The sequence below is a fragment of the Pseudochrobactrum asaccharolyticum genome (assembly GCF_003314995.1).
GTDB classification, from domain to species: Bacteria; Pseudomonadota; Alphaproteobacteria; order Rhizobiales; family Rhizobiaceae; genus Pseudochrobactrum; species Pseudochrobactrum asaccharolyticum.
Map to the genome: position 1 here is coordinate 264,826 of NZ_QNRH01000001.1, position 17,333 is coordinate 282,158.

Below are 17,333 nucleotides of genomic sequence, written 5' to 3' on the forward strand. Positions count from 1 at the left end.
AGGGCGTGCCATGGCACGCCCTTTTGCTTTTCTGGTCACAGAAGTTAGATCAGAAACCTTCGTCCCATTCAGCCATTGCTTCGATCACGGCTGGCAGGTCACGGTGGCGGTTAATCACGGTTTCCGCACCGGCTTCGGTCAGCTTGTCTGCATGCCCCGGATAGGTATGGGCACCGCCGGTAAAGCCGATAACACGCATGCCTGCAGCGCGTGCTGCATGGACACCGTGACTTGAATCCTCAATCACAAAGCAATGTTTCGGATCGGCATTAAACTGCTGCGCTGCATAGGTGTAAACATTCGGAGCCGGCTTCGGCTCTTTATTGCCAACTTCGCGGGCGGCATAAATATGCGGGGCGAATGCATCATAAAGTGTTGAACGCTTGAGCATCAACTGCAGGGATTCTGTGTTGGAGTTCGAGCAGATCGCTTTCGGATATTGCAGCTGGCTCACCACATCTTCGATGCCGTCGACGGTCAGCAGCTCTTTGCTAATCCGCTCTTTCATAATCTTGCGCGATTTTTCAATCAGCGATGCTGAGATCGGCATAGAGGATTCCCGCTCAATTTCCATCAGAATGCTCGGCCATGTCAGACCGGCAAAACGCTCGGCAATTTCCTCCGGTGAAATCGGGTACCCGGCATCGGTCAGGAGTTCGGATTCGACCTGTGCGGCAATATACTCGGAGTCGACCAGAACACCGTCACAGTCGAAGAGGATCAGCTGGGGTTTTGACATGAAAAATCCGTAAATGTTCAGAAGCTGCAAAAACCGGAACAAGGCTTGCAACAAAGGGGAGGGAGGACGGGCTTTGTGTACACTTAAAACGATTGAGGGTCAAAATGATAAAAAGAAATTGCCCGCTTTAACATTTGAACACAGGGCAAATCAGTTGGCCTGAAACAGGTGATTTGCGGGTACCATATTTTAAGCTTTTTACCGCTAAAATCGGGCAATCGTTAAAATATGTAAACATTTACAGTGGCTTGCGAGTGTGATTTTGCGGTGATTTTAAAGAAATATGACGATTTTTGACATTCAAAACACTTTTTAACAATTCAGTTAACCCCATGTTTACCCTGTTCGGTAACCATAAGGACAGTAAAGCGTTCCTATGTTTAGCGAGTATCACATGTCCGTTGTTCGTCTTGTGAAAGATCTGCCAGAAGCTGCACCGCGCTCGGTCTGGCTCGATACAATTCTTAAGGGTGACTGCGTCGCTGCGCTCGATCGTTTGCCGGATCATTCGGTAGATGTGATCTTCGCTGATCCCCCTTACAATCTCCAGCTTGAAGGTGCTTTGCACCGCCCTGATCAGACCAAGGTCAATGCCGTGGATGATCATTGGGATCAGTTCGACAGTTTTCAGGCTTATGATGCCTTTACCCGTGCCTGGCTGATGGCTTGCCGTCGCGTTCTCAAGCCAAATGGTACAATTTGGGTTATCGGTTCCTACCACAATATTTTCCGCGTTGGCGCGTCTTTGCAGGATCTGGGTTTCTGGATGCTGAATGATGTGATCTGGCGCAAAACCAATCCGATGCCAAACTTCCGTGGCCGCCGTTTCCAGAATGCGCATGAAACGCTGATCTGGGCGTCCCGCGATCAGAAGAGCAAAGGCTATACGTTTAACTACGAAGCCATGAAGGCCGCCAACGATGATGTGCAGATGCGCTCTGACTGGCTGTTTCCGATTTGCACCGGCAATGAACGTCTGAAAGACGAGAATGGTGACAAGGTTCATCCGACCCAGAAGCCGGAAGCACTGCTTGCCCGTATTCTGATGTCCTCATCCAAGCCGGGTGATGTGATCCTCGATCCTTTCTTCGGTTCCGGCACCACCGGTGCGGTTGCCAAGCGTCTCGGCCGTCATTTTGTCGGTATCGAGCGTGAACAGAGCTATATCGATGCAGCAACCAAGCGTATCGCTGCGGTTGATCCGCTGGGTAAGACTGAGCTGAAAGTGATGAGCGGCAAGCGTGCAGAACCACGCGTGGCATTCATCAGCGTGATTGAAGCCGGTCTGCTGCGTCCGGGTACAGTTCTGAGTGATGCCAAGCGTCGTTATGCTGCGATCGTGCGTGCAGACGGAACTCTGGCTGTTAATGGCGATGCCGGTTCCATTCACCGCATGGGTGCCAAAGTGCAGGGCTTTGATGCCTGCAATGGCTGGACATTCTGGCACTATGAAGAAGAAGGCACTCTGAAGTCCATTGATACGCTGCGTGCAGAAATTCGTGTCAACATGGCTCAGGCCGGTTCATAAGCCACTGGCTCGTAAACCAAATGATGAAAATACCAATAGTCTCATACTGGTATTTTCGACAGCATTCTGCGCGAATTTGATGTGTTACTCACAAGCCGCGCATAATTATCGGACTGACCTCCAGAGATGTCTGAGCCTTAAAGCGCCGGTGTTGAGCCGGCGCTTTTTTTGTTGCTGCTTCAGGAGGTTTTACGGCAGAGCCATATTGTGTGATTACCGCAATGAGGGTCATTTTCCACATACTGCACAGCGTCAAAACCGTTCTCGGACAAAAGAGCGCGATATTCTTCCGGTGCGAGGCTGGAGTGATAAAGCGGCTGGCCTTCAAATGTGCCGATGGCCTCACCATTTGAAGTGCCGCTGGTAAACATCAGTACAGCATGATCCGCCGCAAGCGCTGCAAAGCGGGGGAACATCCGGCGCTGGTCATCGCGTTGCAGATGGAAGAAACTGTCCCATGCGAGAATACCGTTAAATTGCTGTGGCAGTGTGAGCGCACGCATATCGGCAACCAACCATTGATGTTGGGGGAAGCGCTCACGACAAATGCCGATCATACTGGAGGAACTGTCGATGCCGGTGATCTGGAAGCCTTCACGGATCAGATGTCCGGCCATAGGCTCTCCGGCGCCGCAACCGCAGTCCAGAACAGCACCCTGCTGGGGCAATAATCCGGTAAAACGCTTCAACCAGTCTGCTTCCATCAGCCCTTTGGCCGTATTGCTGCGACGGATATCATCCCATCTCTGCGCATGGGCTTCATAGAGCGGGATGATATTATCGGCAATTTTCGACATGCATATTTTCCGCTTCACTATTTAAAAGCATCGGGCAAGGCTGCGCTGATCGCCTTTTTCATCACTGTCGGCAGCGCTTCTTCGCTGAGACTATCTTGAGCAACCCACCAGCTGTTATTGCTTGGCGGGACTGAAGTCACGTCCGCTTTGTAAACACTCAGACGCAGTTCAAAATGCGTAAAAATATGGGTTATGCTGCCGTTTGGCTGCCACTGAGCTGCAAAGGGAGCGAGGTCTGCATTAGTCAGTTGCGCGAGATGCTCAGGCGTTGCATTCTCATCCGCAGCGATCCAGTCACTGTTCGGCACTTCACTCATGCCGGCAAGCAGGCCTTTGTCGGCGCGTTTGCGCAAATAGACCTCACCTTGCGGGGACACAATAATGAAGGCCGCACCATAGCGGACGGGTCTGGCTTTCTTAGGGGCTTTTACAGGGTAAAGCTCCGGCTCTCCTTCCAGCAAAGCCGCACAATTATCATTCAGTGGGCAGAGAATGCAGGCCGGTTTTTTGGGCGTACAGATCGTTGCGCCGAGATCCATCATCGCTTGCGCATAATCACCGGGGCGGATTTGCGGTGTAAGCTGTTCTGTAAATTTACGGATTTCAACCTTGGTCTGTGGCATCACGGTTTTGATCGCAAACAGGCGGCTGACGACGCGCTCGACATTACCGTCAACGACGGCAGCAGGAATGTCGAAGGCAATGGCAGCAATGGCAGCAGAGGTGTAATCGCCGATGCCAGGCAATTGTTTGAGGCCTTCCACGCTTTGCGGAAACTGTCCGCCATATTGCGTGGCAACCATGTCCGCGCATTTTTTTAAGTTGCGGGCGCGTGAATAATAGCCAAGTCCTGCCCATCCACGCAGAACATCATCCTCAGTGGCATCGGCAAGCGCCTGCACATTTGGCCAGAGGCCGGTAAATTTCAGAAAATAGGCTTTAACTGCTTCAACTGTGGTTTGTTGCAGCATGACTTCTGACAGCCAGATACGATAGGGATCAGGCAGCACACCTTGGCGGTGATCGTCCGGTGTCACACGCCACGGCAATATACGGTGATGACGGTCATACCATGCCAGCAGTTTTTCTGCGGGTGTTTGGCAAATTTCGGAAGAGAGGGGGCGCTGTTTCGTCATAGTGTTTTCCATAAAGGATATATGGACGGAATGCACCGGAATTTACTGAAATTTACCAGCAGTCTTCACATGGCATAAAGCGCTGCGGTAAAATAATCGGCATCTTGTTGCTAACTGCCGCTGTTTCCAATATTTCATAGGCATCGTGAAATACTACGCAGGATTTTATATTGCTGAACGAACAAAATTTTCCCGTTTATGCTCTTAACCTTGACCGTTCCAAAGATCGTTGGGACAGTTTGCTGGCGCATGCGCAGGAAATTGGCGTGGCGGTTCAGCGTGTACCTGCAGTGGATGGCAAATTACTTCGGCCGGAAGATAAAAAGAATTTTGATGATGCGGGATTTCGCAGAGATCATGGCAAGATCGCCTCTGTCGCGGAGATAGGCTGTTATCTCAGCCATATGAAAGCGCTGAAAATGATCGCTGATGGTGATGCTGTCGGTGGCGTGATTATCGAAGATGACATTCGCTTCTCAGATGAATTCATGCCTGTGGTTGAGGCTGCAATGGCGTTGAAGGGTTGGGATGTGATCAAACTGATCCATAATCGCCTTGTCGGTTTCCGGCCTGTTGAGCAACTGACGCCAGATGTGGCTATCGGACGAACAACGCACGGGCCACTGGGCAATGCCGGTGCTTATATAGTGTCGAAGGAAGGGGCTGCGAAACTTTTGCAGGCCTTGCAGATTATGCATCTGCCTTATGATGTGGCGTTGGAGCGTGGCTGGACAGGCTCTTATAATTTCTTCACTGCGAGCAAAGCTGTGGTGAGCAATCCAAATGAAAGCGCCTCTACAATTTCAGAAGCAGGTGCGAGCAGCTACGCTAAAGCCAAGCTACCGACGCATAAGCGCATCAGTACGCTGTTCTTCCGTGTTAAAGATTATCTGAACAGGGTGTTTTATAGTTTCAAAAAGGCTAATCTTCGCCACAGATAGCGGGCAGACTGTGTTTGTGTTGCATGTGATGATGCTTTTTTCAGTGTTAAAGGAATAAAATGAGCAGAGAGGAAAAATCGGGTTTTAAACCGCTGGCGGATACGGCCGGTAGTGTGCTCGATCCTGTCTTGCGCAAGCGTGCGGGTATCAATCTCTCGCTGGTACAGGCATGGGAAGATGTGGTCGGGCCGCAGATCGGTGCGCAATCGCGTCCGTTACGGATTGTCTGGCCAAGGCGCGCCCATGAGGATGATCCGTTCCAGCCGGCCACGCTGATTATCGGTTGTGAAGGCATGGCAGCGATGCGTATCCAGCATTCCACCGGTGAGATCATCAATCGCGTAAATTCCTTTCTGGGCTTTGCAGCCATTGCCCGTATCCGTATCGAGCAAAAATCCGTTGCGCCGGTCGCTCAACGCAAAATCAAACCGCTGATGCCGGTTGGTGCGCCTGCAGAGAAGAAACTGGCACAGGCGACAAATGGTATTGAGGATGAGGCACTGCGTGCTTCACTGATGCAGCTCGGGCGCAATATTCTTGCGGAAAAAGCCAGCAAAAAGCCGGTTTAAAGCATTGGTGAGCTAAAAGTGGGCGCCGCTCTAACCATAGTGCGTACTGGCAAGTTAGTGCCCGTTAAGTCTCTGTAGACGCACTGTTTATTAAAAACTCTTAAGCTGCCTGACAAAATTCGGGCATTTTGCTCTACTATCGAAAATTAATAGCAACGTGAATAAACGGGTGATTCGTATGATATCTCAACTGAACCGCAGACAGCTTCTGGGTAGTGCAGCACTTGCAACTGCGGCATTGTCCGTCTCTGCGGCTGGAAGTGCTATGGCACAGTCCGGTGTTCCGAAATCAGACGGCACCGTCGATATGAAAAAGCTGCTCGAAAAAGGCGCTCTTGAAGATAAAGTGCTCGGTCAGGCCGATGCGCCGGTGACAATCGTTGAATATGCTTCAATGACCTGCTCGCATTGTGCGACATTCGCTGTGAATACGCTTCCGGCAATTGAAGAAAAATACATCAAGACCGGTAAAGCCCGTCTGATTTTCCGTGAATTCCCGTTTGACCCGCGTGCAACAGCTGCTTTCATGCTGGCACGTTGTGCACCGGATGACCGTTATTTCCCGATGGTTGATGTGCTATTCAAACAGCAGATGCAGTGGGCTGCGGCTGATGATGCACAGGCTGCATTGCTGCAAATCTCGAAATTGGCCGGTTTTACACAGGAGACATTCAATGCCTGCTTGACGAACCAGCAGCTTCTCGATGATGTGAATGCTGTTCGTGAACGTGGTGCTGAGTTCGGTGTGAATGCAACACCTACGTTCTTTATCAACGGCCAGAAATATTCCGGAGCTCTTTCGGTTGAACAGATGTCGGCAGTTATCGACTCTATGCTCTGAACCTGATGCATATTCATGCAGCGGGCGCCTGGTCGTGTCCGCTGCATTGTTATATTTTAAAAAAATAGTGTCTGATTTTATTCCGCTCTTAAACGCTTTGTTTTTGCCGCGTCCGGTTGCACGGAGTGACGGCTGATGCGTTTTACCAAGCTGCGCCTTCTCGGATTTAAATCTTTCGTCGAACCGATGGAATTCGTCATTGAAGGCGGATTGACCGGTGTCGTCGGGCCGAATGGTTGCGGCAAGTCCAATCTCGTTGAAGCCCTGCGCTGGGTTATGGGAGAAAACTCCTATAAAAATATGCGCGCTTCCGGCATGGACGATGTTATTTTCTCCGGCTCGGGCACGCGCCCTGCACGAAACAGTGCGGAAGTTACACTCTTCCTCGACAATAGCGACCGCTCTGCACCGCCATCCTATAATGATGTTGATGAGTTACAGGTTTCGCGCCGTATCGAGCGTGAATCCGGTTCGGTCTATCGTATCAATGGCAAGGAAGTCCGTGCCAAAGATGTACAATTGTTGTTTGCCGATCAATCAACCGGCGCGCGCTCACCGTCCATGGTCGGGCAGGGACGTATTGGTGAGTTGATTCAGGCCAAACCACAGGCAAGACGTGCGCTGCTGGAAGAGGCTGCCGGTATTTCCGGCCTGCATTCCCGCCGCCATGAAGCCGAGCTACGTTTGCGTGCGGCTGAAACTAATCTTGAGCGTCTGGAAGATGTGGTTGGCGAGCTTGGCACACAGATTGAAAGTCTCAAACGCCAGTCCCGTCAGGCCAATCGGTTTCGCTCGCTGTCAGCAGATATTCGTGCGGCTGAAGCAATTTTGCTGCATCTGCGCTGGTCACAGGCCAAAACTCAGGAAGCTGAGGCGCAAAGCGCCCTGTCTACGGCAACATCTCATGTCGGCGCGATGGCGCAGGCGCAGATGATTGCCGCCAAAGAACAGGCTATTGCTGCGCAGCATTTACCTGAACTGCGTGATCAGCAGGCATCTGCCGCCGCAGCTTTGCAGCGTCTGACGATTGCGGTTTCACAGCTTGATGAAGAAGCGACCCGTCTGACCCAGCGCCGTTCTGAGCTGTTAAAGCGGCTCGAACAATTGAGTTCTGATATCGCCCGTGAAGAGCAGATGTTGCAGGAACATGCTGCTGTGCTTGAACGTCTGGACGATGAAGAACAGGATTTGCGTGAGCAGAACGAGGCTTCCGGCGATCGTGCGATTGAAGCCGAAGAACTCTTGTCTGCCGCACAGGAGCAATTGCAGGGGCATGAAGCCGAACTGGCGCAGATTACCTCGGCTCGCGCGGAAGCCGCAGCAGAGCGCACACAGAGTGAACGACTGGTACGTGATATTGCCGAGCGCAGCGAGAAGCTCTCCGCGCAGTTGCGCACCGTTGAGCAGGATATTGCTGCACTGGAAAATCAGCTGAAACTTCTGGCCGGTACCGAAGAAAAAGCTGCCAGAGTAGCGCTGGCTGAAGAAGCCGTGCATGCTGCGGAAGAACAGGCGCTGGCTTGCGAGGAAATGGTGGAGCAGGCGCGGGAAGCGGAAACCGGCCACCGCCAGCCATTGGCGCATGCGCGCGAAGAGCTGAACCGGATTGAAACCGAAGCCCGCACTCTGGCCAGCATTCTCAATAGCGGCCAATCCTCCACCTATATTGCTGTAGTTGAGCAGATGCAGGTGAAAAAGGGTTATGAGACTGCGCTTGGTGCTGCTTTGGGCGATGATCTTGAAGCGCCGGTTAATCCGCAGGCGCCGGTTTTCTGGACAGATATTGATAGCCAGAATAACCGCGATTTTGGTCAACTGCCGCAAGGAGCGGTGCCGCTCAGCACTGTGGTGGACGCACCTCCGGCATTGCAGTCCCGTTTGTCCCAGATTGGTCTGGTGGATGACAGTGAAGGCGCAAAGCTTCAGACGCAATTGCAAAGCGGTCAGCGTTTGGTGAGCAGAGAAGGCAGCCTCTGGCGCTGGGATGGTTTTACCGCGCGTTCCGATGCGCCGACTGCCGCCGCACAGCGACTGGCACAGAAGAACCGCTTGGCTGAACTTGAAGCTTCGGCTGTCACTGCACGCAGTCGTGTGATGCAGGCGGAAACGGCTTTGCGACAGGCTGAAACGGCTTTGCGTGAGGCCGTTGAGCGCGAGCGCAGTCTGCGCGATCATTGGCGTGCTACCCAGCGTGAACTGGCACAAGCGCGTGATGCCTTGGCTGAGGCCGAACGTGCAGCCGGACAATTATCCAGCAAACGCGCCGCACTGGATGAGGCGAAGACCCGCCTCAGCGATAGTTTGGAAGAAAACACCATTCAGCTGGAAGAGGCGCAGATCAGGCTTGATGATCTGCCGGATCTGGGTGCATTGAATTTACAGCTTACAACTCTGACAACACAGGTCATGGCCGATCGCGCTGCTATGACCGAAGCGCGTGCAGCCCATGATAATCTGCGCCGTGATGCGGAAAACCGTCTGCGTCGCTTGGAAATGATTGTCCATGAGCGCAAAAGCTGGCAGTCTCGGGCGGAAAATGCTCGCCGACAGATTACCGCACTGACAGAACGCAGAGCTGAAACCAGTGATGAAGCGGAAGATCTGGCCGAAGCACCGGCAGATATTGAAGAGCGCCGCCGCGAGTTGCAAAGCGCAGTAGAAGATGCCGATACGCAGCGTAAGGAAACGTCCGACCGCCTGAGTATTGCTGAAACAGAGCAGGCCAAGCTGGATAAGCGTGCGACACTGGCTATTCAGGAGCTGGCCTCATCGCGGGAAATGCGTGCGCGTGCGGAAGAGCGTCTGGCAGCTGCAGAAGAGCGTCGTAAGGATGCCGAGGCACGTATTGTTGAGGTGCTGAATTGTGCGCCGCATGAAGCCTTCCGGCATACAGGTCTGAATACCGGTGATCCGCTGCCGGATATGGATCATACAGACCGTCAGCTTGACCGGTTGAAAATCGAGCGCGAACGTCTCGGTGCAGTGAATTTGCGTGCCGAAGAAGAACAGCGTGAATTGTCCGAACGGCAGGATGCGATCATCAATGAACGTGAAGATGTTATCGAAGCGATCAAAAAACTGCGTCAGGCCATTCAGAGCCTGAATAAAGAAGGCCGTGAACGCCTTCTGGCTGCGTTTGACGTGGTCAATGAGCAGTTCCAGCGTTTGTTTACGCATCTTTTCGGTGGCGGTACGGCAGAGCTGCAATTGATTGAATCGGAAGATCCGCTTGATGCGGGGCTGGAAATTCTGGCTCGCCCTCCGGGCAAGAAGCCGCAGACCATGACATTGCTTTCCGGTGGTGAACAGGCATTGACGGCAATGGCGTTGATCTTTGCAGTGTTCCTCACCAATCCGGCACCAATCTGTGTGCTGGACGAGGTGGATGCACCGCTCGATGACCATAATGTCGAACGCTATTGCAATCTGATGGATGAGATGGCTGCTTCCACGCAGACGCGCTTTGTCATCATTACCCATAACCCGATTACTATGGCGCGTATGGATCGTTTGTTTGGTGTGACCATGGGCGAGCAGGGTGTGAGCCAACTGGTTTCTGTTGACCTGCAAACCGCTGCGGCCATGCGCGAGGCTGTTTAAAGATCGCCTGTTAACAGCTTGTTTGATATAATATTATTGCTGTCGAATTCAGTGGACACTTGCCTGATTGTTGAAATAGTCTTGAATATTAGAGAAGTATAAATTTCTTTAAAGCAAAGGGCTGACAATGAGCGGTGATCATAATCATGCGGATGTGAGTGCAACGCCTATTCCAAGGCTTTGGCTCGCATTAGGGCTGACCGGCAGCTTCATGATTGCCGAGATTATCGGCAGCTATGTTACCGGCAGTCTGGCACTGCTGTCTGATGCAATGCATATGGCAACGGATACTTTTGCACTGGCACTTGCGCTGATCGCGATTTATCTGGGGCGGCGTGCCGCCGATATTCTGCGCACCTACGGCTATTCGCGTTTTGAGATACTGGCTGCAGCAATCAATGCCGTACTCTTGCTGCTTGTGGCTTTTTACATCCTTTACGAGGCCTATATACGACTGTCGGAACCGGCAGAAGTACAATCTGTTGGCATGATGGTTGTTGCGGTTTTCGGGTTGATTGTGAACCTCATTTCAATGCGGTTACTCAGCGGCAAGAAGGATGAGAGCCTGAATGTGAAGGGTGCCTACCTTGAAGTCTGGGCGGACATGCTCGGCTCGGTCGGCGTGATTGTCGGTGCCGTGATTATTTACTTCACCGCATGGGAGTGGGTGGACTCGGTGATTGCTGTCGGTATCGGTTTCATGGTCTTCCCGCGCACATGGGTATTGCTCAAAGAATGTATCAATATTCTGCTGGAGGGCGTGCCGGTCGGACTGAATTTGCGTCAGCTGGAGCAATCTGTGCTTGGCGTTTCAGGTGTTGCGGAACTGCATGATCTGCATGTCTGGTCACTGACGAAAAGCCAGCATTCCCTGACCGCACATATTGTGCTGCAACCTCAAGCGAATGGTGAAACGGTGCGCCGTGCTGTGGAGCAGGTGTTGCAGGAGCAATATGATTTGCATCATACGACACTACAGATGGAAGCGGAAAACTGTGCCCGCGCTGAAGATATTCACTGATGATAATACAGACACGGTTACGTTGAGATACCGTGTCTGTGCCTTATCAGATGTGATTATTCACTCCACACGGCCAGTTCATTGCCGGACGGGTCAGTGAAGTGGAACCGGCGACCACCGGGAAAGCTGAAAATCGGCTTGACGATTTTGCCACCGGCTTTTTCAACATCACTCAGTGTCTGTTCCAGATTGTCAGAATAGAGCACCGGCAATGGCTTGGCATTTTTTGCCTCATCACCCTGATAAAAACCGCCGTCCAGCCCTTCGGAATGAGCGGCATAATCGGGGCCGTAATCGGTGAAGCTCCAGCCGAAAGCATTACTGTAAAATGCTTTGACCTCATTCAGGCCACTCTGACCGGCAGGCATTTCCAGATAGTCGAGTTTTCCGGTTTTACGCATGATAGCCTCAAAATAAGATTGGTTTGTCCGGCTGTAATGGCCGACGGGTGATCAGATTGGCACAAGCGGAATCAAATTATCAGCTGATTCCGTTAAGCTACGGAAATGCAGATGAAATCGCTTTCATCTTTTACGAAACAATCATTGTGCCGGATAATAGACTGAAATCGAATTCTGCAAAATCGATTTAAACAAATATACAGCCATCGCGTTGCGCTTTGTTACCGTTTTTCTGCATTTTTCAGTAGCCCGCATCCGAGCTATCGCTTAAGCAGGAGTTGTGTATCCGGTATCGGCTATCATTACGTACATTGAGGCCCGAACCGGTCATAATCAGGAGGACGGAATGGATAAGTGGGTATATCACTTCGGTGACGGCAAAGCTGATGGCGCTGCAAGTGATCGTAATCTTCTGGGCGGCAAAGGTGCGAACCTTGCTGAAATGAGCAGCCTCGGGCTTCCGGTTCCGCCGGGCTTTACCATTACCACCGATGTCTGCACCTATTATTACGACCATGACCGTACATATCCGGAAATTCTGAAAGCACAGGTTGCTCAGGCGCTGGAAAATATTGCTGCGCTGACAGGCCGTCGTCTGGGTGATAAAACACGCCCGCTGCTGGTTTCTGTGCGTTCCGGCTCCCGTGCATCCATGCCGGGCATGATGGATACTGTGCTCAATCTCGGCCTTAATGATGAAACAGTTGCGGCAATCGCTGCCGAGGCCAATGACGAGCGCTTTGCCTATGACAGCTACCGCCGCTTCATCCAGATGTATTCGGATGTGGTGCTGGGCGTTGATCATTCCTTCTTTGAAGAAATTCTTGATGATACCAAAGCCAGCCTTGATCTGGATGTTGATACCGATCTGAGCGCCGATGACTGGCGCGGTGTGATAGATCAGTACAAAGCCAAAGTTGAAGAAGAACTGGGCGAGCCTTTCCCGCAGGATCCTGAAGCGCAGCTTTGGGGCGCGATTTCTGCTGTATTCTCTTCATGGATGAATGCCCGCGCGATCACCTATCGCCGCCTGCATAATATTCCGGAAAATTGGGGTACTGCGGTCAATGTGCAGGCCATGGTTTTCGGCAATATGGGCGATACATCGGCAACCGGTGTGGCCTTTACCCGTAACCCTTCCACCGGTGAGCGCAAGCTCTATGGCGAATTCCTTGTCAATGCACAGGGTGAGGATGTGGTGGCAGGTATCCGCACACCGCAGAATATTACTGAAGAAGCCCGCATTGAAGCCGGTTCCGAGCGTCCTTCGCTTGAGAAAATCATGCCGGAAGCTTTTGCTGAATTCCTGAAAATTGCTGACCGTCTTGAGCAGCATTACCGCGATATGCAGGATCTGGAATTCACCATTGAGCGTGGCAAACTCTGGATGTTGCAAACCCGTTCGGGCAAGCGCACAGCCAAAGCCGCGCTGAAAATGGCCGTGGAAATGGTTGAAGAAGGTCTGATCGGCAAGCAGGAAGCGGTGAACCGCATTGATCCGGCCTCGCTGGATCAGTTGCTGCATCCGACCATTGATCCGAAAGCCGAGCGCCATGTGATCGGTATCGGCTTGCCTGCATCTCCGGGAGCTGCAACCGGTGAGATCGTGTTCACATCGGAAGATGCGGAACAGCTGAAATCAGAAGGCCGCAAGGCTATTCTGGTGCGTATTGAAACCAGCCCTGAAGATATTCACGGTATGCACGCCTCAGAAGGTATTCTGACTTCGCGTGGAGGTATGACCAGCCATGCGGCGGTTGTTGCCCGTGGTATGGGCAAGCCTTGTGTTTCCGGCGCTGGTACTTTGCGTATTGATTACCGCAATGGCACCATGCTGACAGCCGGTGGCACCTTCAAAAAAGGCGACATCATCACCATTGATGGTGGCAGCGGGCAGGTGCTGAAAGGCACTGTTGCTATGCAGCAGCCTGAGCTTTCCGGTGATTTTGGCAAGCTGATGGTTTGGGCTGATGAAGCCCGCCGCATGAAAGTACGCACTAATGCGGAAACACCGGCTGATGCCCGTGCAGCACGCTCTTTCGGCGCGGAAGGTATTGGTCTGTGCCGTACAGAGCATATGTTCTTCGAAGGCCCGCGTATTCTCGCAATGCGTGAGATGATTTTGGCGTCGGATGAAAAAGGTCGCCGTGTTGCGCTGGATAAACTCTTGCCGATGCAGCGTGATGACTTTACCGAATTGTTTGAAATCATGCAGGGGTTGCCGGTTACTATTCGTCTGCTTGATCCGCCATTGCATGAGTTCCTGCCAAAGACTGCGGAAGAAATTGCCGAAGTTGCCAATGTGATGGGCGTTGATGCGGATAAGCTGCGTGAACGGGCAGAGAGCCTGCATGAGTTTAACCCGATGCTCGGCCATCGTGGTTGCCGTTTGGCGATTTCCTATCCGGAAATTGCGGAAATGCAGACCCGCGCGATTATTGAAGCCGCGATTGCTGCTGCCAAAAAAACCGGCGAAGCGGTAATTCCGGAAATCATGGTGCCGCTGGTTGGTATTAAAGCCGAGCTGGATTTTGTGAAGGCACGCATTGATAAGGTTGCTGCACAGATCATTGCTGAAAGCGGTGTGCAGGTCGATTATATGGTTGGCACCATGATCGAACTACCGCGTGCAGCCTTGCGTGCGGGTGAACTGGCGGAGACGGCGGAGTTCTTCTCCTTTGGTACCAATGACCTGACACAGACTACCTTTGGTGTCTCGCGCGATGATGCTTCATCCTTCCTGACCCAATATCAGGCGTTGGGCATTATCGAGCAGGATCCGTTTGTGACGGTGGATTTCGATGGTGTTGGTGAGCTGGTGCAGCTGGCCGCTGAGCGTGGTCGCAAACAACGGGCGAATATAAAGCTCGGCGTTTGCGGTGAACATGGCGGTGATCCGGCCTCGATCGGCTTCTATGAAAAGACCGGTCTGGATTATGTGTCTTGCTCGCCGTTCCGCGTGCCGATTGCACGACTGGCTGCGGCGCAGGCAGCCATTGCAGCAGCGAAGTAATTTATGAATAATCATGACGATGCGCCGGATGCTTCATCCGGCGCATTTGTAGTTTATAATGCTATAAGTTCATCATTGAATCATGAGCCGGTGCGAAATGTCTGCCATTAAATTTTTGTTGTTGGGCTTAAGCCTGAGCATCGGTGTCACTCCTGTTTTTGCTGCAGATGAGGCTTTGCTCTCGCCTAAAATTTCACAGCGCCATTTGATTATCGAGCCGCAGCTTAATCTGGCAGGAAAATCAAATCCGATACAGGTGGCACTGACATTGGATGCCTGTTCCGGCGATATTGATCACCGCATTCTTGATGTGCTGGTGCAGGAAAAAATTCCGGCGACTTTGTTTGTGACCGCACGCTGGTTGCGCCGCAATCAGGCGGCGATCGAAGTGCTCAAAGCGCATCCGGATTTATTCGCAATTGAAAATCACGGGGCAGAACACGTGCCTGCTATTACCGAGCTGAAAACGATGTATGGTATTCCAACGGCCGGTACACCGGCTGCGATTGAGGCCGAAGTAAAAGGTGGCGCGGCCAAGATCACTGAAATCTTTGGTCGTCAGCCGCAATGGTATCGCGATGCGACGGCCCGCTATTCCACTGATGCAGTGCGTCAGATTGAGGGGATGGGCTATAAGATTGCCGGTTATTCGCTGAATGGCGATCGGGGTGCTTCCTTGCCTGCGGCAACGGTTGCCAGACGGATATCCTATGCCAAAGACGGTGACGTGATTATCTCTCACATTAATCAGCCGAAACGAGCCTCTGGTGCCGGTGTTGCTGAGGGTATTGTCGCGTTGAAGAAAAAGGGTGTGCAGTTTCGCCTGCTGAAAGATATGCCTGCCCGTGCTGCGCCGAATGTTGTGAGCGAAACAATGCCGCATCATGAATCTATATCGCAGAAAAGTAATAAAACGCCTTCAAAAATAAGCACAAAAGCAACTGAGCCGGAAACTGTAACAGCTCCGGCTCAGTGATAAATTTGTTTGTGCGGGGAGACTCAGAAGTCGTTTTTGAGTTTGCCCATAACGGCTGCATAATTGCGGCCGAGGCTCTCAAACAGCACATTATTGCCTGAGAGCGGTTCGTGCGACAGTGTCAGGCCGTCATTGAGCAATGTGACAAAAACCACCTGCTCCTGATTGCCTGAAGGCACAAGAATAGCCCCGATACGCTGCGCATGGGTTGTATCAAGCGCAGGCATATTGAACAGGACTTCACCGCCGACAATATCGGCGGCCTTGGCTAATGATAAGTCAAAACCGTCGGTCAGAACATCCTGCGCTCCCAGCGCGAATTCGACCTCAACAGCCTCTAATGACGCACTCTCCTCAGATGCGGCTATAAGATTATCTGACGGGGAAGAGGGCGTTTGCCTCATCTATGGGCTTCTCCGGTGTATTATTGTGATAACGCTTGAGCCGATGATGCCAGCTTAAGAGCCCAATGCAATTTCATTTTGGTGATTTGTGATAATATCATGATAAATAAAAATGTTTCCCTTTTATCTATCGTTAATCACAGATCTTTAACCATGTGTCGCCTGATGAAACTGTCAGTTATGCGATAATTGCATGAGTTCAGACTGTGGGTGGGTTGTTGTTGCCATTGAGGGTAATTCGCTATATTTTTCAATCAGAGCATTTCCAGTAAAAGTGCGAAGCGGTTTTGCGTCGGATAATGCGATAAAATAAAAAGATAGAGCGGTTTCAATGGTTCAGTATTAATTGAAACCGCTCTAATACATAATCTGTCATAAGGCTCTTCACACGGAGCGGAATGCGCTCTAGGCTTTGCTAAATAGTTTTCGTAAATCAAAAGGCAAGTGCGGTTTTTGGCTAAAACGTAACCGGTAGTGCAGCCCTTCATGCTTGATAATTATTACATCCGACGCAAAACCAGCCGCCGTCAATCACGCACTGCACGTTATGCACCGGCTTGTGCAAGTATCGGCTTTTTCCTGTTGGTTGCCGCCGTTGCTCTGCACCGTTTCAGTATGATTCAGCAACCGGATCTGGTGTTGCTTGTTACTTTGTCGGCGGGTTTTGCTGCACTGGCTTTACTGCTTTCAGCCAAATCATTTTATAATCTGTGGCGCAGCGGTGACGCGGGAGGGCGACGGGCTCTGCGTGCCAGCTTTCTCGCTGTGCTGACTTTGGTGCCGCCTGCATTGGTTCTTGTGCAGGTCAGTGCTGCACCACGTATCCATGATATTTCGACGGATTTGGAAAACTCGGTGGAGTTCAATACGGTTATGGAGAATGTGCCGGATTTGCTACAGGCGCATCAACCAAATTTCCGTATCAGAATGCTGTCCTATTTGGGGCTGGATGATCTGACTGCACAGAACAGTCTCAGCACGGATGCTGTGCCGGATATGTTGCAGCAGATTTCGGCCTATCCGGAAGTGAGCGGCAGGCAATATGACAGTGCGCAGGATCATGTTCTGAAAGCTGTGCTGAAGGTGATGAAGGAGCAGGGCATCACGGTCACCGGTAGTGCTGGTGTTGCCGGTGAAGATATTGATGTCAGTGTTGAAGGTGTGGCGAAGACTTTGATACTGGGTCTGCGCAGTGATCTCGCCGTGCGGTTGCGTGATGAGGCAGAACAGACAACGGTCGATATGCGCGCAGTCTCACGCTACGGGCGTTATGATTTAGGTTTCAACGCCGCATTGATTGAGAATTTCTTCAATGCGCTTGATCTGGAAATGCGCAATGCTGTGCCGGATGCACCCGAGGAGTAACG

The 17,333-nt window shown here is 51.8% G+C and carries 14 protein-coding genes; 9 read left to right on the top strand and 5 right to left on the bottom strand.

Annotation, left to right across the window (positions count from 1 at the left end; genetic code table 11):
• Positions 1–49: 49 nt before the first annotated feature.
• Complete coding sequence (locus DFR47_RS01160; RefSeq protein WP_113942583.1) at positions 50–739, bottom strand: HAD family hydrolase; 690 nt, start codon at positions 737–739, stop codon at positions 50–52.
• A 394-nt stretch (positions 740–1,133) separates the two neighbouring features.
• On the opposite strand from DFR47_RS01160, the gene DFR47_RS01165 reads away from it, so the two are divergent.
• A complete protein-coding gene (locus DFR47_RS01165) occupies positions 1,134–2,267 on the top strand; it encodes a site-specific DNA-methyltransferase (RefSeq protein WP_113942584.1) in 1,134 nt (377 codons plus the stop codon).
• Between the two features lie 179 nt (positions 2,268–2,446).
• On the opposite strand, the gene DFR47_RS01170 is transcribed toward DFR47_RS01165, so the two are convergent.
• Positions 2,447–3,064 carry a class I SAM-dependent DNA methyltransferase gene (locus DFR47_RS01170; protein WP_113942585.1) on the bottom strand — a complete coding sequence of 206 codons (618 nt, stop codon included), beginning with the start codon at positions 3,062–3,064 and terminating at the stop codon, positions 2,447–2,449.
• A gap of 17 nt (positions 3,065–3,081) precedes the next feature.
• Entirely contained in the window at positions 3,082–4,200 is a 1,119-nt protein-coding gene (gene mutY, locus DFR47_RS01175) for an A/G-specific adenine glycosylase (RefSeq protein ID WP_245416403.1), read from the bottom strand.
• A gap of 170 nt (positions 4,201–4,370) precedes the next feature.
• On the opposite strand from mutY, the gene DFR47_RS01180 reads away from it, so the two are divergent.
• The 5 genes from DFR47_RS01180 (at position 4,371) to DFR47_RS01200 (ending at position 11,172) form a co-directional block, all read left to right on the top strand.
• The gene (locus tag DFR47_RS01180) at positions 4,371–5,141 is read left to right on the top strand and encodes a glycosyltransferase family 25 protein (RefSeq protein ID WP_170137416.1); all 771 of its coding nucleotides are present in this window, start codon (positions 4,371–4,373) and stop codon (positions 5,139–5,141) included.
• A gap of 59 nt (positions 5,142–5,200) precedes the next feature.
• On the top strand, positions 5,201–5,710 hold the full coding sequence (locus DFR47_RS01185) for a DUF721 domain-containing protein (protein ID WP_113942588.1): 510 nt from the start codon (positions 5,201–5,203) through the stop codon (positions 5,708–5,710).
• 178 nt (positions 5,711–5,888) lie between these two features.
• Positions 5,889–6,551: a DsbA family protein gene (locus tag DFR47_RS01190; RefSeq protein ID WP_113942589.1), complete on the top strand. Its 663-nt coding sequence runs from the start codon at positions 5,889–5,891 to the stop codon at positions 6,549–6,551.
• Between the two features lie 135 nt (positions 6,552–6,686).
• The gene (smc, locus tag DFR47_RS01195; protein WP_113942590.1) at positions 6,687–10,151 is read left to right on the top strand and encodes a chromosome segregation protein SMC; all 3,465 of its coding nucleotides are present in this window, start codon (positions 6,687–6,689) and stop codon (positions 10,149–10,151) included.
• Positions 10,152–10,278: 127 nt separating this feature from the next.
• Positions 10,279–11,172, top strand: coding sequence for a cation diffusion facilitator family transporter (locus tag DFR47_RS01200; RefSeq protein ID WP_113942591.1), 894 nt, complete (start codon positions 10,279–10,281; stop codon positions 11,170–11,172).
• 56 nt (positions 11,173–11,228) lie between these two features.
• Here DFR47_RS01200 and DFR47_RS01205 read toward each other — a convergent pair whose 3' ends face one another.
• Positions 11,229–11,573: a VOC family protein gene (locus DFR47_RS01205; protein ID WP_113942592.1), complete on the bottom strand. Its 345-nt coding sequence runs from the start codon at positions 11,571–11,573 to the stop codon at positions 11,229–11,231.
• A 346-nt stretch (positions 11,574–11,919) separates the two neighbouring features.
• Between DFR47_RS01205 and ppdK the strand changes: the two genes are divergently transcribed.
• Together ppdK and DFR47_RS01215 are read left to right on the top strand one after the other, a co-directional pair.
• Positions 11,920–14,586: a pyruvate, phosphate dikinase gene (gene ppdK, locus DFR47_RS01210; RefSeq protein WP_113942593.1), complete on the top strand. Its 2,667-nt coding sequence runs from the start codon at positions 11,920–11,922 to the stop codon at positions 14,584–14,586.
• A 97-nt stretch (positions 14,587–14,683) separates the two neighbouring features.
• Positions 14,684–15,562, top strand: coding sequence for a polysaccharide deacetylase family protein (locus DFR47_RS01215; protein ID WP_113942594.1), 879 nt, complete (start codon positions 14,684–14,686; stop codon positions 15,560–15,562).
• Between the two features lie 23 nt (positions 15,563–15,585).
• On the opposite strand, the gene DFR47_RS01220 is transcribed toward DFR47_RS01215, so the two are convergent.
• A complete protein-coding gene (locus DFR47_RS01220) occupies positions 15,586–15,966 on the bottom strand; it encodes a hypothetical protein (protein WP_162930266.1) in 381 nt (126 codons plus the stop codon).
• A 486-nt stretch (positions 15,967–16,452) separates the two neighbouring features.
• Between DFR47_RS01220 and DFR47_RS01230 the strand changes: the two genes are divergently transcribed.
• Positions 16,453–17,331, top strand: coding sequence for a DUF1499 domain-containing protein (locus tag DFR47_RS01230; protein WP_113942596.1), 879 nt, complete (start codon positions 16,453–16,455; stop codon positions 17,329–17,331).
• The last annotated feature ends 2 nt before the right edge of the window (positions 17,332–17,333 follow it).